The sequence below is a fragment of the Actinospineispora acaciae DSM 45401 genome, from assembly GCF_000620785.1.
Classification (GTDB): domain Bacteria; phylum Actinomycetota; class Actinomycetes; order Mycobacteriales; family Pseudonocardiaceae; genus Pseudonocardia; species Pseudonocardia acaciae.
The window spans coordinates 1,417,307-1,434,619 of the sequence record NZ_JIAI01000001.1 but is presented as its reverse complement, the minus strand read 5'-3'; the positions used below and the strand labels follow the sequence as shown (position 1 = coordinate 1,434,619).

Annotated in this window: 16 protein-coding genes and 1 pseudogene; 15 read left to right on the top strand and 2 right to left on the bottom strand. The window is 73.6% G+C overall.

Annotated elements, in window-relative coordinates:
• Positions 1-6 precede the first annotated feature (6 nt).
• The 3 genes and pseudogenes from fdrA to N912_RS66760 all read left to right on the top strand — a co-directional run.
• The gene (fdrA, locus tag N912_RS0106915; RefSeq protein ID WP_245645194.1) at positions 7-1,464 is read left to right on the top strand and encodes an acyl-CoA synthetase FdrA; all 1,458 of its coding nucleotides are present in this window, start codon (positions 7-9) and stop codon (positions 1,462-1,464) included.
• The gene (locus N912_RS0106910) at positions 1,461-2,879 is read left to right on the top strand and encodes a YlbE family protein (protein WP_037062915.1); all 1,419 of its coding nucleotides are present in this window, start codon (positions 1,461-1,463) and stop codon (positions 2,877-2,879) included. The genes fdrA and N912_RS0106910 overlap by 4 nt, the downstream gene beginning before the upstream one ends.
• Positions 2,828-3,565 (top strand): annotated as a pseudogene (locus N912_RS66760) (oxamate carbamoyltransferase subunit AllH family protein); the annotation flags it as partial. The gene N912_RS0106910 and the pseudogene N912_RS66760, both read left to right, overlap by 52 nt.
• Here the strand turns inward: N912_RS66760 and N912_RS49970 are convergent.
• Positions 3,546-5,132, bottom strand: coding sequence for a PucR family transcriptional regulator (locus N912_RS49970; protein WP_245645223.1), 1,587 nt, complete (start codon positions 5,130-5,132; stop codon positions 3,546-3,548). The pseudogene N912_RS66760 and the gene N912_RS49970 overlap by 20 nt on opposite strands.
• Positions 5,133-5,410: 278 nt before the next feature.
• On the opposite strand from N912_RS49970, the gene N912_RS0106895 reads away from it, so the two are divergent.
• Both N912_RS0106895 and N912_RS61500 read left to right on the top strand, forming a co-directional pair.
• The gene (locus N912_RS0106895; RefSeq protein ID WP_051579765.1) at positions 5,411-6,370 is read left to right on the top strand and encodes a carbamate kinase; all 960 of its coding nucleotides are present in this window, start codon (positions 5,411-5,413) and stop codon (positions 6,368-6,370) included.
• Positions 6,371-6,498: 128 nt separating this feature from the next.
• Positions 6,499-7,101, top strand: a complete 603-nt coding sequence (locus N912_RS61500; protein WP_156993213.1) for a DedA family protein — start codon at positions 6,499-6,501, stop codon at positions 7,099-7,101.
• On the opposite strand, the gene N912_RS0106885 is transcribed toward N912_RS61500, so the two are convergent.
• A complete protein-coding gene (locus N912_RS0106885; RefSeq protein ID WP_028921871.1) occupies positions 7,102-8,265 on the bottom strand; it encodes an amidohydrolase family protein in 1,164 nt (387 codons plus the stop codon).
• 95 nt (positions 8,266-8,360) lie between these two features.
• Between N912_RS0106885 and N912_RS49960 the strand changes: the two genes are divergently transcribed.
• The 10 genes from N912_RS49960 (at position 8,361) to N912_RS0106835 (ending at position 17,308) form a co-directional block, all read left to right on the top strand.
• A complete protein-coding gene (locus tag N912_RS49960; protein ID WP_064745162.1) occupies positions 8,361-9,029 on the top strand; it encodes a GntR family transcriptional regulator in 669 nt (222 codons plus the stop codon).
• A gap of 132 nt (positions 9,030-9,161) precedes the next feature.
• Positions 9,162-10,154, top strand: a complete 993-nt coding sequence (locus N912_RS0106875; RefSeq protein ID WP_028921870.1) for an LLM class flavin-dependent oxidoreductase — start codon at positions 9,162-9,164, stop codon at positions 10,152-10,154.
• A gap of 3 nt (positions 10,155-10,157) precedes the next feature.
• Positions 10,158-10,403 carry a hypothetical protein gene (locus tag N912_RS0106870; RefSeq protein ID WP_028921869.1) on the top strand — a complete coding sequence of 82 codons (246 nt, stop codon included), beginning with the start codon at positions 10,158-10,160 and terminating at the stop codon, positions 10,401-10,403.
• Positions 10,404-10,426: 23 nt separating this feature from the next.
• Positions 10,427-11,407: an ABC transporter substrate-binding protein gene (locus N912_RS0106865; protein ID WP_028921868.1), complete on the top strand. Its 981-nt coding sequence runs from the start codon at positions 10,427-10,429 to the stop codon at positions 11,405-11,407.
• A complete protein-coding gene (locus tag N912_RS0106860) occupies positions 11,407-12,198 on the top strand; it encodes an ABC transporter ATP-binding protein (protein WP_211261139.1) in 792 nt (263 codons plus the stop codon). Before N912_RS0106865 ends, N912_RS0106860 begins: the two co-directional genes overlap by 1 nt.
• Positions 12,195-13,028 (top strand): ABC transporter permease, encoded by an 834-nt coding sequence (locus N912_RS0106855; protein WP_028921866.1) that lies wholly within the window; start codon positions 12,195-12,197, stop codon positions 13,026-13,028. The genes N912_RS0106860 and N912_RS0106855 overlap by 4 nt, the downstream gene beginning before the upstream one ends.
• Positions 13,025-13,738, top strand: a complete 714-nt coding sequence (locus N912_RS0106850) for an ABC transporter permease (RefSeq protein WP_028921865.1) — start codon at positions 13,025-13,027, stop codon at positions 13,736-13,738. The genes N912_RS0106855 and N912_RS0106850 overlap by 4 nt, the downstream gene beginning before the upstream one ends.
• A complete protein-coding gene (locus N912_RS0106845; RefSeq protein WP_245645193.1) occupies positions 13,735-15,999 on the top strand; it encodes a xanthine dehydrogenase family protein molybdopterin-binding subunit in 2,265 nt (754 codons plus the stop codon). Before N912_RS0106850 ends, N912_RS0106845 begins: the two co-directional genes overlap by 4 nt.
• Positions 15,996-16,832, top strand: a complete 837-nt coding sequence (locus tag N912_RS49955; protein WP_051579764.1) for an FAD binding domain-containing protein — start codon at positions 15,996-15,998, stop codon at positions 16,830-16,832. Before N912_RS0106845 ends, N912_RS49955 begins: the two co-directional genes overlap by 4 nt.
• Positions 16,829-17,308 (top strand): (2Fe-2S)-binding protein, encoded by a 480-nt coding sequence (locus tag N912_RS0106835; RefSeq protein WP_028921863.1) that lies wholly within the window; start codon positions 16,829-16,831, stop codon positions 17,306-17,308. Before N912_RS49955 ends, N912_RS0106835 begins: the two co-directional genes overlap by 4 nt.
• Positions 17,309-17,313: the final 5 nt, after the last annotated feature.

Sequence of the window (17,313 nt, the reverse complement as noted above, 5' to 3'; positions counted from 1 at the left end):
CGTACCGTGACCCGTCCGAACTCGTACTTCGACTCGGTGTTCCTGATGCGGGTGGCCGCCGAGGTCGGCGCCCACCCCGGCATCCGGACGGCCAGCCTGGTGATGGCGACCGAGGCGAACAAGCAGGTGCTGGCGACCGCGAACCTGCTGGGCGACGACGCGCGGGATGCCGGCCCGAACGACCTGGTGATCGCGGTCGAGGGGGAGGAGGCCGCGCTGGAGCCGGCGCTCGCGCTCGCCGAGGAGGCTTTCCGGAGTGGGCCGAGGCCGCCCGGTGACACGGCGCCGCTCCGGCCGAGGACGGTGGCCCGAGCGGCCGCCGGAGCGAACCTCGCGATGATCTCCACACCCGGCCGGTACGCGACGGCCGAGGCGCTCAAGGCGCTGCGCGGCGGCCTGCACGTGTTCCTGTTCAGCGACAACGTGCCCGTCGAGGACGAGGTGCTGCTCAAGCAGGAGGCGCAGCGGCGCGACCTGCTGGTGATGGGTCCGGACTGCGGGACGGCGGTGGTGAACGGCGTGCCGCTGGGCTTCGCCAACCGCCTGCGGCGCGGCGAGGTGGGGCTGGTCGGCGCCTCGGGGACCGGGCTGCAGCAGGTCAGCGCGCTGCTCGACGCGGGCGGCGCGGGCGTCAGCCAGGTCATCGGCGTGGGCGGACGCGACCTGTCCGAGGAGGTGGGCGGGATCTCGACGCTGGCCGCACTGGCCGCGCTCGCCGACGATCCGGCCACCCGGATCATCGGCATCGTCGCCAAGCCGCCGGCGACGCCGGTCGCGGAGAAGGTGCTCGCGCAGGCCGCCGGCATCGGCAAGCCGGTCGTGGTCAACTTCCTGGGCACCGACCTGGAGTCGCCGTCGGACTCGGTGCGGCTCGCACCCACCCTGGAGGCCACGGCGGCGGCCATCCTGCGCGCGAGCGGCGGCGCGATGCCGCCCGCGCCGGCCCGGCCCACGGCGGCGGAGCTGGCGGGCCGGCTCGGCGGCGGCCGGCGCCTGCTGCGGGGCCTCTACGCGGGCGGCACGTTCGCGTACGAGGCCCGGATCCTGCTCAAGCCCGCGCTGGGGGAGATCGCGCATTCCGTGGAGTCCCCGCCCCGGCTGCCCGCCCGGCACACCGTGCTGGACCTCGGCGACGATCGGTTCACCGTCGGCCGCCCGCACCCGATGATCGACCCCACCACCCGGCTCGAACTCCTGCGCGCCGCACTGAACGACCCCGAGACCGGCGTGATCCTGCTGGACATCGTCCTCGGGCACGGCGCCGGCCCGGACCCCGCCGGCGCCCTGGCCCCCGCGATCGCCGGCGCACCGGGATCGCCGGTGGTGATCGCGTTCGTGGTGGGCACCGAGGACGACCCGCAGGGCCTCGCCGCGCAACGCCGCACGATGGCCGAGGCCGGCGCGATCATCGCGTCCAACAGCTCGGACGCCGCCCTTCTCGCCGGAGAGGTGCTCACCCGATGACCGCGCCGAAGCAGCTGTTCGACCGGCCGCTGCGAGCGGTCAACGTCGGCGTCGAGGAGTTCGCCCGGCCGCTGGAGGCGGCGGGTGCCGAGGTGACGAGCGTCGACTGGCGGCCCCCGGCCGGCGGCGACCGCGAGCTGGGCCTCACGCTCGCGAACCTGACCGCCCATCCGCTGGTCGAGTCCGCCAACGAGGAGGCCGTCAACCGCATCCTGGACACCCAGCCGCTGCTGGTGGACGTCCGCCCCGCCCGGGAGGTGCTGCCCGAGCTGGGGGAGGCCCGGCTACTGCTGCACGCGGGCCCGCCGATCGAGTGGGAACGCATGTGCGGCCCGATGCGTGCCGCGGTGGCGGGCGCGGCGATGCTGGAGGGCTGGGCCGACACCCCGTCGGCGGCCGAGCGGCTGGCCGACTCCGGGGAGATCAAGTTCGCCCCGTGTCACCACCACGACGCGGTCGGGCCGATGGCCGGCATCATCTCCGCCTCGATGCCGCTGCTGGTGGTGCAGGACGCGCGGACCGGCCGCCGCGCGTACTCGACCCTCAACGAGGGCCAGGGTCGTTGCCTGCGCTACGGCGCGCTGGGCGAGGACGTCATGCGGCGCCTGACCTGGATGGGCGAGCGGCTGGGTCCGAGCCTGCGCGCGGCGATCCGGTCCATGCCCGAGCCGGTCAACCTCAAGACGGTGATCGCGCAGGCGCTGCAGATGGGCGACGAGTGCCACAGCCGCAACGTGGCGGCCAGCGCGCTGTTGGTGCGGCTGCTCGCGCCCGCGCTGGCCCGCCACCGGGAGCTGGGCGGCATCGAGGCGCTGGAGTTCCTCGCCGACAACAACTACTGGTTCCTGAACTTCTCCATGGCGGCCAGCAAGCTCGCCACCATGGCCGGCCACGGCGTCGCGCACTCGACGGTGGTGACCGCGTTCGCGCGCAACGGCGTCGACGTCGGCATCCGGGTCAGCGGGACCGGCGACGAGTGGTTCACCGCGCCGGCGGCCGACGTGGACGGCCTGTACTTCCCCGGGTACGGCCCCGCCGACGCGAACCCCGACATCGGCGACAGCGCGATCACCGAGGTGCACGGCCTCGGCGGGTTCTCGCTCGCGGCCGCGCCGGCGATCGTCGGGTTCGTCGGCGGGACCACGGCGGACGCCCGGCGGGCCACCGAGGAGATGGCCACGATCACGGTCGGCCGGCACCGCGAGCTGCAGCTGCCGACGCTCGACTTCGCGGGCAGCCCGGTCGGCATCGACGTGCGCGCCGTGCTGGACGCCAGCCTGGAACCGGTGATCACCACCGGGATCTCGCACCGCGAGCCGGGGATCGGCCAGATCGGCGCCGGGATCACGCACGCGCCGCTGGAGTGCTTCGTCAAGGCGCTGCGCGCGTTCCCCGTTCCTCGGTACGGGCCGTGACGGTGAGCGCGGTGGCCAGCTCGGTGCTGGCGCCGCTGGTCGACGGCGTGGAGCGTCCGGCGCGGGTGGTCGGCGTCCTCGGGTCCGCCGTGTACCTGCGGGCGGGCGGTCCGCGTCCCAACGTGGTGGCGCTGGTGACCCGTGACGCGGTGCGCGTGCCGAACGCCGTGATCCTGCCGGGAGCTGCCCTCCCGTGCGGCCTCCAGGCGGGTGCCAAGGCGACGGTGGGCGCCGGGACGGTGCGCGTCGGCGGCCTGGTCGTCGAGTGCGCGCGGCGCTGGTCCCCGCCCCGGCCGCGACTTCCCGACGCCGCGGTGGCGCGCGCCGAGGAACTGGCCTCGCTGGTCGCCGCGCCGCACCTCGCCGCGCCGGCCCGAGAGCTGCGGTCCGCGCTCGCCACCGGCGACGACACGGCCGCCGAGGCCGCCGCCTTCTCCCTGCTCGGCCTGGGCCCGGGCCTGACCCCGTCCGGGGACGACCTGCTGGCCGGCGCGCTCGTGACCGTCCGCGCCCTCGGCGACACCGCGACGGGCGTCGAGCGCGCGATCGCCCATGCCGACCGCCGCACCCCGCTGGTCTCCGCCGAGCTGCTCAGGTACGCGGCGCAAGGCCTGTGCATCCCACAGCTCGCCGACCTGATCGACGCGCTCGGTTCGCACCTCTCGCTCAGGGCGCCGCTGGCCTCGCTGCTCGCGGTCGGGCACCATTCCGGCGGCGATCTCGCGCGGGGCGTGGCGCTGGCTCTCGCGGCCGCGCAGTCGCCCCGGCCACCAGCCGATGCGCGTGCACGGCGATCTCCAGTTGGAGCCGGCTCATCGGGTGGTGCTCGATCTCGCCGGTGAGCCGCTCGATCTGCCCCAGCCGGTAGCGCAGCGTGTTGTAGTGCACCCTCAGCTCGGCCGCCGTGGCGACCCCGTTGCGGTCGTGGCGCAGGTAGCACTCCAGGGTCCGCAGCAGGCTGCCCTTGTGCGCGCCGTCGTACTCGATCAGCGGACCCAGCGCCTCGTCCACGTGCCGCCGAAGCTCCGCCTGCGGCAGCTGGTACAGCAGCCGGTACACCCCCAGCTCGTCGTGGCGCAGCACGAAGCCGTCCGCGTGCAGCTCCCTGCCGAGGGCGAGCGCCTCGCCCGCCTGCTGGTAGCTGCGATGCAGGTCGGTGAAGTCCGCGTACACCCGCCCGCACCCGATCCGAACGTTCGCCTCCGGGCACAGGCGCTGGAGACGGTCGTGCACCGCCTGGCAGACCTGGGCCAGCGAGCGCCCCGGCCCCACCAGCAGCGCAAGCGCGCGTTCGAGCCCCCACACGATGGTGTCCGCGCCGGCGGCGGTCCGCGCGGCCCGCATCAGCCTGTCCTCGAGCGGCTGCTCGGCGATGCGGAGCACCCCCTCCGGCCCGCTCAGCTCGACCAGCATCGCCGCGCGCGGGGCGTCCAGGTTCCACCGCATGGCGGTGACCCGGCGCAACATCTCCTCCCGATCCACCGCCCGGCCGGACACCAGCTCCATCAGCAGCAACGTGCTGTGCCGCCGCTCGCGGCTGACCACCGCCCGCTCCTGCGCGACCGCCATCGCCGCGACGGTCGCGGCGTGCTCCATGGCCGTCAGCTGATGGGGCGCCAGCTCGGCGCCATAGGTCCACACCGCGATGTGCCCGTGCAGCGTCCCGCCGGCCATGATCGGGCAGGTCTCGGCGGGGCAGTCCTCCCCGGGCGGCGAGCCCGAGGACACCACCGTGCGCCCCTGCGCGTCCAGCAGCGCCGAGGGCAGGCCGATCAGCTTGGCCAGTGCCGCGATCAGCTCCCGCTGCGAACCGCCCTTCAGCGCGACCGAGGTGAACTTCCGGTGGATCACCTCCGAGCGTTCCAGCTCGACGGCCTGCCGGTTGAGAATCGTGCCCAACACCTCGGCGAGGATGTCGTTGAAGGTGACATCGCCGGGAATTTCGACCACCGGAAAGTTGAGCCGGTCGGCGGCGGCCAACATCTCCGGTGGCGATTCCTTCAAATAGGGGCCGATGCGGATCCCGAGCGCGGCGAGGCCGTGTCGGGACAGTTCCGGAACCAGTTGGGTGAGCGCCTCGGAATCGGTCCGGATCGGGTAGCCGGTGGTCAGCAGGAACTCACCGCCGCGCATCCACCGGGTGATGTCCGGGACCTCCATGATGTTGACAACCCGAATCCACCGGTGCGCGCCGTTGTGGCCCGCGATCAGCCGGGCGTTCGTCAGGCAGGGAAGCGTCAACGCCTCGGCCACCGTGATCCCGATGGCCTCCGAGTGGTACACCACGCTGTTCACCACGTTTCCCTGAGGGTTGTTCACACTCCTGGCGCGAGGGCGGGCCGGAGGCTCGTCCGAGCGGCTGGACCAGGCGGTGTGATCGCCGGAGGCGATTGGTGAACAAGCCTCTGAAGAAGAACACTGTGCCGTGGGTCACGCTAATCGACCATGGCACCGGCTGCCAACGAAACGGCGAGGCCTTCGGCCCGCGAAGCCAGTGACCGGACGCCGACGGCGCGCTTAGCGTGACGCAAGTGAACAGCCCCACGGCAGTGGTCGCGATCGGCGGGAACGCGCTCCTCGACGGAGGCCCCACCGCCACGATCGCCGAGCAGTTCGAGGCCGCCCGCCGGATCGCCTCGGGCCTGTGCGAGCTGGTCGAGTCGGGGTGGCGGCTGGTCGTGACCCACGGCAACGGCCCGCAGGTCGGCTTCATCAAACGGCGCTCGGACCTGGTCGCCGACCTCGCGCCCGAGCTGCCGCATCTCGGGCTGGACATGTGCGTGGCCGACTCGCAGGGCAGCATCGGCTACATCCTCGGGTCCACGCTCGCCGGCGAGCTGCGGGCGCGCGGCGTTCCCGGGCAGGTGGCCGCCGTGCTGACGCACACCGTCGTCGACGGCGACGACCCGGCGTTCGGACGGCCGTCCAAGCCGATCGGCTCGTTCTACTCGGCGGCGGACGCGCGGCGCCTGGCCCACGAACACCGGTGGACGATCGTGGAGGACTCCGGGCGGGGCTGGCGCCGGGTGGTGCCCTCGCCGCGCCCGCGCCGGTTCCTGGAGCAGCACGCGGTTCGTGACCTCCTCGACGCCGGGCACGTCGTGATCGCCGCCGGCGGCGGGGGCATCCCGGTCGTGGAGGAGGCGGACGGTCGCTATCGCGGCGTCGAGGCGGTGATCGACAAGGACTTCGCGTCCGCCCTGCTGGGCACCGCGGTGGACGCCGAGGTCCTGGTCATCGCCACCGGGGTCGATCGCATCGCGGTCCGGTTCGGCCACCCCGACCAGCGGTTCCTGGACCGGTTGGACGCGGCGCAGGCCCGCCGGCACCTGGCCGACGGCGAGTTCCCGGCCGGGAGCATGGGGCCGAAGATCGAGGCCGCGCTGGGTTTCCTGGACGCGGGCGGCCGCGAGGTGCTGGTCACGTCCCCGGCGACGATGGCGCAGGCGTGGGCCGGGGGCGGCGGGACCCGGATCGCGTCGACGGGCTAGGGGTCGGGTCCGGGAGTGGAATCAGGGCAGCGGTCGGGGACATCCCTGTCTTCGCGGGCGGCCGGGGCCGTCAGGCTCGTCTTGGCGCCGCGGACGTGGCGGGGAGGCGGGAATCTGTGGGCGACCTGGTGGCTGTCACGAGCGAGGCGCTCGGCTGGCTGAGCGGGCTGGACCTGTGGGTGCTGTGCCTGTTCGCCGGGCTGTTCATCGTGATGGAGACGACGGCGCTGGTCGGACTGCTGGTGCCGGGTGACGTGGTGGTGATGCTGGCCGGCTCGACGGTCCAGGGGCCTGGCCAGTTCGCGGCGGTGGTGGCGGCGACGATCGTCGGTGCGCTGGTCGGGGAGAGCGGCGGGTACCTGTTGGGACGGCGGGTCGGGCCTCGGCTGCGGCACGGGCGGTTGGGGCGACGGGTCGGGGACGGTCACTGGGTGCGGGCGGAGGGCTTCCTGGCCGGGCGGGGCGCCCCGGTGCTGGTGCCGCTGCGGTTCGTCTCGGTGGTGCACGCGGTGGCGCCGCTGGTCGCGGGCACGGTGCGGATGCCCTACCGGCGGTTCGCGGCCTGGTCGGCGGTGGGCGCGGTGGTCTGGTCGCTGCTGTACACGGGGGTGGGCGTCGTCGCGGGGGTCTCGTACCGGGAGAACCAGCGGGTGACGCTGATCGCGATGGCGGTGGCGCTGGTCTGCTGTGCGGCGGTGCCGCTGGTGCGGCGGCTGGTGCGGGCGAGCTGATCAGGCCGTGAGGCGCCTGCTCGGCGGTGGCGTCTGCTCGCTGCGGCCGAGCACCAGCGGCTCCCCGTCGACGAACACCGCCGCGATGCCGGGCAGGTCGCCGAGCGCGAAGCAGTCGAGCACGTTCTCCGCCCGCGAGCCGGTCACCGGGCCGAGGACGAGCAGGTCGGCGGGGCGTCCCTCGGCCAGCACCCCGACGTCCAGCTGGTGGGCACGGGCGGTGTTGCCGGTGGCGGCCGCGACCGCGACGGCCGGGTCCATCCCGCACATCGAGGCGAGGTAGCAGACGTTGCGCAGCATGCCGCGCGGGATCACGCCGGTGCCGCCGGGGGTGTCGGTGCCCAGCGTCAGGCGGTGCAGCTCGCCGCGCTCGGTCAGCCGGTCCACGGTGACGGCGGTCGCCCGGTAGTTCATCGAGCTGCACACCTCGACGTGCCCGGGCAGCTCGTCGATGGTCCGCCTGATCTCGTCGTCCGGCATCGGGATGGGGCCGCCGGAGATGTGCGCGACCACGTCCGGGCTGACCGCCGCGACCAGGTCGTACCCGGCGACCCGGCTGGAGCCGGAGCGGGACACCCCGCCGGAGTGCATCTTGACGGTCATGCCACGCTCGTGCGCCCAGCGGACGTAGCGGGGCGGCTCGCCGGAGGACAGGCGGTCCCAGTCGTAGAAGATGAACTTGGCGTGGCCGGCGCCGTACTCGGCGAGCCGGTCGAAGTGGCCCTCGGTCATGTCCGGGGTGAGCAGCACGGTGCCGCAGTGCGCCTTGACCCCGGACGGGCGCACCCGCCCCGTGGTGCGCAGCGAGGTGATCGCCAGCCCGGTCACCAGCTCCGGGCTCAGCTCGTCGAAGGGCAGGCCGGGCACGTGCAGCTCGCCGGCCGAGACCATGGTGGTGGTGCCGCCGTGCAGGTAGTTGCGCACCCAGCCGCTGGCGTTCTGCGCGGGCGTCCACTCCCCGAACGTGGGGTGCACGTGCCCGTCCACCAGCCCGGGGATGACGCTCAGGCCGCCGGCCGAGATCACCCGGTCCGGCGCGGGACAGTCCGCTCCGATCCCGGCGACCACACCGTCGGCGATGACCAGCGTGGTGTCGCGGTGCACCGTCCCTTCGGCGTCGCCGGTGACGAGTACGTCGATGTCGGTGATCAGGGTTGTCGACATTGGCTAACATATACAGGCTCCAATCTCCGCTTGCCTAGCGTCACGGTGAAGGGGAGGGGCGAGCGCATGGGCTTTCGGACTCTCGGGAGGATGGGGTGAGTAGGGCGTTGTCCCGTTTCACCAAGCCGCAGACCGCGCAGCAGGCGGTGCTCGCCGAGATCCGCGCGATGATCATCCGGGGCGAGCTGCCGCCCGGCACCCAGATCGTGCAGGAGCTGCTGGCCGAGCAGTTCGGGGTGAGCCGGGTGCCGGTGCGCGAGGCGCTCAAGACCCTGGAGGGGGAGGGGCACCTCACCTACGCCGCGCACCGGGGCTACACGGTGACGAAGCTCAAGGTCAGCGAGCTGCTCGAGGTGTACCGGCTGCGCCGGGTGCTGGAGTCCGACGTCGCCGGCGAGGCGGTGCCCAGGATCGAGGACGAGCACCTGACCCGGATGCGCCGCGCCATGGACGCGATGGACGCCGCCGCGGACACCAAGGACATGAGCGCCTTCGTGGTGGAGAACCGCGAGTTCCACTTCACGCTGTTCGAGCCCAGCCGGATGCACCGCGCGATCCGGATCATCAGGCAGCTCTGGGACACCACCGACCCGTACCGCTCGCTCTACTTCGTCAAGCCGCTCAACCGCGAGTCCGTGAACAGCGAGCACGCCGAGATCCTGGAGGCGTGCCGGCAACGGGACGCCGCGCTGGTGGTGCGGCTGCTGGACGTGCACCGGGGCCACGCCATCGAGGACCTGCGCCTGGTCGACGACTGGGGCTGACCCGACCTCGACCCGACCTCGACCCGACCTCCGCCCGGTTCCCGGGACGGTGCCGTGCCCCTTGCATTGGATACTGGATATGGGGCACAGTGTCCGGCGTTGCGCCGGTCACACTGGAGGAGGACCCGGGACGTGCTGAGCAAGGGAGTCGGGCTGTTCGCCACCGAGCCGGTGGCGGCGATGCGCGAGTACGTGCGGCTGTGCGAGGGGCTCGGGTACGACAACGTCTGGTTCGGCGACTCGCAGAACATCTGGCGCGAGTCCACCGCCGTGATGGCCGCCTCCGCCGTCGGCACCGACCGGATCGTGTTCGGCACCGGCGTGACCAACGCGCTGACCCGGCACCGCTCGGTGCTCGCCTCCTCGTGGGCCACGCTCTCGGAGCTCACCGGCGGGCGCGCGGTGCTGGGCATCGGCACCGGCGACTCCTCGCTGCGCACCATGGGCCTGCGCCCGCTCAAGCTGGCCGAGCTGGAACAGGCCGTCTCCGAGCTGCGCGCCCTGTTCCGGGGCGAGGACGTCACCGAGCCGACCAGCGGGGCGCGCTACCACCTCGACTACCTGGACGGCCCGGTCGAGATCCCGATCTACATCGCGGCGTCCGCGCCGAAGATCCTGCGGCTCGCCGGGCGTATCGCCGACGGGGTGATCGTCCTGGTGGGCACCGCGCCGCACTTCATCGAGGCCGCGCTGCGGACCATCGAGGCCGGCGCCCAGGAGGGCGGGCGGACCCTCGCCGACCTGAAGATCGTGCTGTGGACCCCGACCGCGATCGGCCCCGACAGCGCCGAGGCGCGCGACCTGGTGCGCGCGCACGTCAGCCGGGTGGTGATCCGCCCGCTGCCCGCCCCGGTGGCGCCGCACCTGCAGGACGCGGTGGAGCGCATCCGCTCGAACTACGACTACTACCACCACATGGACACCGAGGCCGCGCACGCCGACCTGGTCCCCGACGAGCTGGTGGACCTGTTCGCGCTGGCCGGCACGCCGGAGGAGTGCGAGAAGCGGCTGGCCTCGATCGCCAACCTGGGGGTGGACCAGGTGTCGATCGTGCCGTTCGTGCGCCCCGGCCGGAGCAAGGCGGACACCATCAGGGCGTTCGCCGAGATCGCGGCCCGGGTCTGACCGATGACCCGGTCCACGGAGCACCCGGCCCCGGGCAGCGACGTGCCCGGGGCGCCGCCGGCGCTGACCCGCCGGCTGACCCCGGCGGACGGGGTCCTGATCACCGCGCACCCCAGCGCGACGGTGGCCCCGCCGACACCGGAGCCCGTCCGGCCGCAGTCACGCTGGGTGCCCGCCGCCCTCGGGCTCGCCCTGGCGGCGGTGGCGGTCGCGCTGGGCGTCACCTGGCGACGGCGCCAGGTGGCATGAACCGCTTCTTCCCGGGAGATCCCATGAACCAGATCCGGCCCCGCGCGTCCGCCCTGCTCGCCATGGCCGCCGCCGTCCTGCTCGCCGTGTCGGGCTGCGGCGGCGGGTCGTCCGACCAGCGCCCGACCAACCGGCTCAGCATCTCGGCCACCGGCGTGGACAGCCTGCCGTTCATGGCGATGCTGCAGGTCGGGGTGGACAAGGGCTGGTTCTCCGAAGCCGGGCTGGACGTCTCGATGTACTCCGGCGGCGGTGGCGGCAACACGCTGCGGGTGGTGACCAGCGGTGACGCCGACATGGCCATCGCCGGCAACACCTCGGTGCTGCTGGCCGCCCGCCAGCCCGACTCCAACCTCACGGTGGTGGCGCCGTGGTTCCAGGTGAACGACTTCTACTGGATCGCGCCGCCCGGCCGGAGCGCCGAGGGCGCCAAGCTGGGCTTCTCCGGGGCCGGGTCGTCGACCGAGCTGCTGGTCAAGGGCCTGGCCAAGAAGATGCGGGTGACCAGCCAGGCGGTCGGCGGCATGGGCGACAACTGGACGGCCGCGCGTGCCGGGCAGATCACCGCGGGCTGGGCGATGCACCCGTTCGTCACCGAGAAGCAGCAGAAGGAGGGCGCCCAGGTCCTGGTGGCGTCCCGGGACGTGCTCGGCGACATGCCGGCCGACCTCGCGGCGGTCAACTCCAACTACGCGAAGGCCAACCCGGAGAACGTCCGGAAGTTCTTCACCGTGGCACAGAAGATCATGGACTGGGTGGTGGCCGACCCCGACGCGGCCGCCAAGGACCTCGCCCCCAAGGTCGGCGTCGAGGCGCCCACCGTGGCCAAGGCCCTGCGGGACACCCCGGACCTGCGCAAGGCGTACTCGCTGCGGGTCGACCCGGCCGCGCTGAAGAACCTCTCCGACCTGATGGTGGCGGCCGGCCAGATCCCCGAACCGGTCGACTGGGCGACGGTGCTGGACCAGCAGTACCTGCCCGAGCCGCAGCGGGCGCGGTTCTGATGTCGGAGATCGAGGTCGACGGCCTGCGCGTCGTGTTCGACGCCCCGGCGGGGCCGGTCGTCGCGGTGGACGGGGTCAGCGAGCGGGTCGAGTCGGGCAGCTTCGTCTCGCTGGTCGGGCCCAGCGGCTGCGGGAAGTCCACGCTGCTCGCGGCCATCGCCGGGCTGCAGGCCGCGACCGAGGGCGGCGTCGCCGTGGGTGGCGTCCCGGTCACCGGCCCGGACCGGGGCATCGGCGTGGTGTTCCAGGAGGACTCCACGCTGCCGTGGCGCACCGTGACCGACAACGTCCGGTTCGCGCTGCAGATCGCCGGCGTGTCCAGGGCGGAGCAGCGCACCCGGGCGCGGGAGGCGATCGAGCTGGTCGGGCTGCAGGGCTTCGAGCGGGCCTATCCGTCGACGCTCTCCGGCGGCATGCGCCAGCGGGTCGCGCTGGCCCGCACGCTCGCGCTGCGGCCCGGGGTGGTGCTGATGGACGAGCCGTTCGCCGCCCTCGACCAGCAGACCCGGATCTTCCTGGGCGCGGAGGTGCGCGACATCTGGCGCCGGAGCAACCAGACGGTGCTGTTCGTGACCCACGACATCTCCGAGGCGATCCTGCTCTCCCAGCGGATCTGGGTGATGTCCTACCGGCCGGGCCGGATCATCGACGTCGTCGACGTGGACCTGCCCGACGAGCGCGACCCCGCCGTCGTCTCGACGCCTCGGTTCAACGAGCTGCACAACCGGGTGTGGGCGTCGCTGCGGGACGAGTCGATGCGCGGTTTCCGGCAGCGGGAGGGTGCCACGTGAGCGTGGCTCCGACCGAGGCACAACCCAGGCATCGGCCACCCGTGCGCCCGGAGCGCCGAACCCGGCGCCGGCCCTCGGACGCCGTGGTGAGCGTGCTCGCCACCGCCGTGCTGCTGGCGCTGCTCGGGGCGTTCGCGGAGGTCGGCGCGGTGAGCGGGTGGTGGCGGGCGAGCACCTTCCCGGCGCCGTCGAGGACGGTGGCCGGGCTGGGCAGGCTGCTCGGCCAGGGGCAGTTCTGGGCGGACGCGGGGCGCACCGGCATGGAGGTCGGGCTGTCCGTGGTGGCCGGGTCGGCGCTCGGGCTGCTGGCCGGGCTGGCGTTCTGGAAGCTGCCCACCCTGGGCAGGGTGTTCGAGCCGTACCTGGTGTCGTTCTACGCGGTGCCGATGGTGCTCTTCTACCCGGTGATGATCGTGATCGTGGGGATCAACGCGGCCTCGGTGGTCATCCTGGCCACGGTCATGGCGGCGATCCCAGTGGCGCTGAACACCGCCGTGGGCCTGAACGGGATCCGGCCGGTGTACCTGAAGCTGGCCCGGTCGCTGGAGTGCCGGCCGCACCAGACGCTGTTCTCGATCGCGCTGCCGGCCGCCGCGCCGTTCATCGTCGCCGGCCTGCGCCTCGGCGTGGTGTACGCGCTGATCGGCAGCATCGCGATGGAGTTCACCACCGCGCAGGCCGGCCTCGGCTACCGCATCCGCTACCTGTACGAGATCTTCAACAGCAACGCCATGTACTCCTACATCCTGGTCGTCCTACTGTTCTCGGTGCTGCTCACCGCGCTGCTGGCGGTGGTGGAGCGGCTGCTCGTGAAGGGTCGGGCGGCATGAGCCGGCTCGGATCGGTGGCTGTCGCGGTGCTCGCCGTGCTCGGCTGGCAGGTTGTCTCCGGGCTCACCTTCGTGGTGCCGGCGCCGCTGGAGACGGTGCGGGTGCTGGTGGCCAACCTCGGCGACGGCGACTACCTGGTCGACCTGCGGGCCACCGCCGTCGCGGTGGTGATCGCCTTCGCCGTCGGCACCGCGCTCGGCGGGCTGGTCGGTCTGCTCCTCGGCCTGTCCCACCGGGCCAGGCTCGTGTTCGAACCGCTCGTGATCGCCCTGAACGGCGTCCCCAAGATCGTGCTCTACCCGGTGCTGCTGCCGATCTTCGCGCTGAGCGGCTCCAAGGTCGTGATGGGCGTGCTGTTCGCGCTGTTCCCGGTGCTGATCAACGTCGCGACCGGGGTCAGGGAGCTGCCCCGGGTGTACTGGAAGCTCGGCCGCTCAGTGCGGGCTTCCTGGTTCCAGATGCTGGTGCACATCATCCTGCCGGCGATCCGGCGCCCGCTGCTCACCGGCGTCCGGCTCGCGGCCAGCCTGGCCGTGGTCGGGGTGGTGCTCTCGGAGTTCTTCGCCACCCGCCAGGGGCTGGGCCGGGTGGTGCTGCAGGCGTACGGGCACGGCGCGTACCCCGAGATGGTGGCCACCATCCTGCTGCTCATCGTCGTGTCGTTCACCGTCTCGGTGCTGCTGTGGCGCTGGGAGAAGGGGCTCCGGTGACGGCACCCCGGCTGGTCGGCACGGCCGTGCCACGCCGCGAGGACAAACGGCTGATGGGCGGCACGGGCCGTTTCCTGGCCGACCTCGCGGCCGGCGCGCGGTCGGTGGTGTTCCTCCGCTCGACCGAGGCGCACGCCCTGATCGAGCGCATCGACGTCTCGGCCGCCGCCGCGATGCCGGGCGTGCTCGGCGTCTACACCGGCGCCGACCTCGGCCTGCACCGCGCGACGATCCCGCCGCTGCACGAGCCGGACCCGGTGTTCGCGGCGGCCACCCGGTTCGCCGTGGCCGAGCAGCGGCTGCCCATCCTGCCCGCGGACCGGGTGCATTACGTGGGCCAGCCGGTCGCGGTGGTGGTCGCCTCGGACAGGTACGCGGCCGAGGACGCGCTGGAGGCCATCGAGGTCACCTACGCCCCGCTGCCGGCGGTCACCGACGCCGAGGAGGCGCTGCGCCCGGGCACCGCGCCGATCCACCCGCACCTGCCGGACAACCTGGCCGGTGAGATGTCCATCGACGTGGGCGACGTGTCCACCGCCGAGGCCGCCGTGACGGTGGACGAGGTCTACCGGGTCGGCCGGCACGGGGCGGTGCCGCTGGAGGGCCGGGGCGTGCTGGCCAGGGTGGACGCGGCCAGGGTCTCGGTGTGGACGTCGACCCAGATCCCGCACCTGGTGCGCCGGGGCATCTGCGCGGCCACCGGGTGGTCCACCGACGAGGTGCGGGTGGTGGTGCCGGAGGTGGGCGGCGGGTTCGGGACCAAGGCCAACGTGTACGCCGAGGAGGTCGTCGTCGCGGTGCTGGCCCGCCGGACCGGCCGCGACCTGGTCTGGGTGGAGGACCGGCAGGAGCACCTGGTGTCCGCCGCGCAGGGCAGGGACCAGGTGCACCGCGCGCGGCTCTCGGTGGACGCCGACGGGCACATCACGGCGTGGGAGGACGAGTTCACCATCGACGTCGGTGCCGGCAGCCTGTGGGCGGCCGGGGTGATCGCCAACACCGGGATCCACCTGCTCGGCCCGTACCGGATCCCGAACGCCCGGATCCGGGGCCGGGCCGCGTTCACCAACAAGACGATCGTCGCGCAGTACCGGGGGGCCGGCCGGCCGGAGGCCTGCTTCGCGCTGGAGCGCAGCCTGGACGCCGCCGCCGCCCGCCTCGGCCTGACCGGCGAGCAGATCCGCCGCCGCAACCTGCTCGCCGCCGCCGACCTGCCCTACCCCCGGCCGCTGCCGTACCGGGACGGGGTGCCGATCAGCTACGACGGCGGCGACTACCTCGCCTGCCTGGACGCGGCGGTCGAGCTGTTGGGCCGCGACGAGCTGGAGTCGCTGCGCGCGGCCCGCCCCGAGCTGGCGGTGGGGCGGGGCATCGGCTGCTACCTGGAGGCGACCGGGCGCGGCCCGTACGAGTCCGCGCGGGTGCGGCTGACCTCGTCGGGGACGTTCGAGGTGGTCACCGGGGCGGCGTCCGCCGGTCAGTCGCACGAGACGGTGTTCGCGCAGGTCGCGGCGGACGCGCTGGGCGTGGGCATGGACCGGGTGGTGGTCCGGGGTACGGACACCGACCTGGTCGAGCACGGCATCGGCACCTTCGCCAGCCGCTCGGCGGTGCTCGCCGGGTCCGCCGTCCGGTGCGCGGCCGACGAGCTGCGCCGGCGGGGTCGGCGGCGTGCGGCCAAGCTGCTCGGGCTGCCGGAGGACGGGGTGGTGATGGAGGACGGGGCGTTCGGCTCGGCGGAGCGGACGGTGACCTGGGCGGAGCTGGCCGTTCCCGGCGGTGAGGGGCCGCCGCTGGACGTCACCGAGCTGTTCCGGCCGCCCACCGTGACCTGGACGATGGGTGTGCACGTGGCGGTGGTCGGGGTGCACCGGCGGACCGGCGCGGTGACCGTCCTGCGCTATGCGGTGGCCCATGAAGGCGGCGTCGAGATCAACCCTCAGGTGGTGGAGGGCCAGATCATCGGCGGGGTGGCGCAGGGGATCGGCGGCGCGCTGCTGGAGGAGTTCCGCTACGGCGAGGACGGCCAGCCCCGCTGCACCACGCTCGCCGACTACCTGCTGCCCAGCTCGTGCGACATGCCTGAGGTGCGGGTCCGCCACCTCCCGGTGGACACCCCCGGCAACCCGCTCGGGGTCCGGGGCGCGGGGGAGAGCGGCACCATCGCCGTGGGCGCGGCGCTGGCGGCCGCGGTGGACGACGCGCTCGGCTCACACCTGACGGCCACCCCGCTCGCGCCGCCCCGGGCCGGGTGTGCATGAAGCCGGCCCGGTTCGACTACCACCGCGCCCGGGGAGTCGCCGACGTGCTCGGCGCGCTGGCCGACGACCCGTCCGGTGAGACCAAGGTGCTCGCCGGCGGCCAGAGCCTGGTGACCCTGATGAACCTGCGGCTGGCGCGGCCCGCGCGACTGGTGGACATCGGCGGGCTGTCCGAGCTGGACCGCGTCTTCGACGACGTGGACCGGGTCGTGCTGGGCGCGCTGGTCCGGCACCGGACGCTGGAGACCGACCCGCTGATCTCGACGCGGCTGCCGCTGGTGGCCGCCGCCGCGAGGCACATCGGGCACGTCGGCATCCGCAACCGGGGCACCGTGGGCGGTTCGCTGGCGCACGCCGACCCGGCGGCCGAGCTGCCCATGGCGATGGTGGCGCTCGGTGCGGTGGTGCACGTCGAGTCCGCCGCGCGCGGCCGCCGGCCGATCCCGGCGGAGCGGTTCTTCGTCTCCCACTTCACCACGGCGCTGGCGCCGGACGAGATCATCACCTGGGTCGAGGTGCCGGCGTTGCGGCCCGGCCAGGGCTGGGGGTTCGTGGAGTACGCGCCCCGGCACGGCGACTTCGCCACGGCCGGCGCCGGATGCGTCCTCACGCTCGACGCGGGCGGGCGGGTGTCCGGGATCCGGGCCGCGCTGCTCGCGGCGGCCGACCGGCCGTTGCTGGTCAGCGTCCCGGACGAGGTGCTGGGGGAGCGGCCGGGCGAACGGCTGTGGGAGCGGCTCGGGCGTCGTTGGGGGCGCGCGCCACTCGGTGCGGAGGCGCTGGCCGAGGCGCTGTGCGCGGCGCACCGGCGCGCGGTGGGGGAGGACGCATGACGGCCGAGCGGCGGACGGTGGTGCGCGCCACGGTGAACGGCCGCGCCGTGCACGCCGAGGTCCCGGTGCGGCGCACCCTGGCCGACTTCCTGCGCGATGACCTGGGGCTCACCGGCACCCACCTGGGCTGCGAGCACGGCGTGTGCGGCGCATGCTCGGTGCTGGTGGACGGGCGGAGCGTGCGCGCCTGCCTGCTGTTCGCGGTGCAGGTCGACGGGCACGAGGTGACCACCGTGGAGGGCCTGGGTGATCACGGGACGACCGCGCGGTTGCGCGACGCGTTCGGCCGCCACCATGCGCTGCAGTGTGGGTTCTGCACGGCCGGGCTGCTGGTGACCGCCACCGAGATGCTGGACGACCCGGACATTCCCAAGCCACTCACCGGAGAGGCCGTCCGCGAGATCCTGTCCGGGAACCTCTGCCGGTGCACCGGGTACCAGGGGATCGTCCGGGCGGTGCTGGACGCCGGTTCGTAGTGTGG

Coding starts and splice junctions, on each gene's coding strand:
- N912_RS0106850 (WP_028921865.1), top strand. CDS start 13,025: ATGAGCCGGCTCGGATCGGTGGCTGTCGCGGTGCTCGCCGTGCTCGGC.
- N912_RS0106860 (WP_211261139.1), top strand. CDS start 11,407: ATGTCGGAGATCGAGGTCGACGGCCTGCGCGTCGTGTTCGACGCCCCG.
- N912_RS0106910 (WP_037062915.1), top strand. CDS start 1,461: ATGACCGCGCCGAAGCAGCTGTTCGACCGGCCGCTGCGAGCGGTCAAC.
- N912_RS49955 (WP_051579764.1), top strand. CDS start 15,996: ATGAAGCCGGCCCGGTTCGACTACCACCGCGCCCGGGGAGTCGCCGAC.
- N912_RS0106835 (WP_028921863.1), top strand. CDS start 16,829: ATGACGGCCGAGCGGCGGACGGTGGTGCGCGCCACGGTGAACGGCCGC.
- N912_RS0106870 (WP_028921869.1), top strand. CDS start 10,158: ATGACCCGGTCCACGGAGCACCCGGCCCCGGGCAGCGACGTGCCCGGG.
- N912_RS0106885 (WP_028921871.1), bottom strand. CDS start 8,265: ATGTCGACAACCCTGATCACCGACATCGACGTACTCGTCACCGGCGAC.
- N912_RS0106865 (WP_028921868.1), top strand. CDS start 10,427: ATGAACCAGATCCGGCCCCGCGCGTCCGCCCTGCTCGCCATGGCCGCC.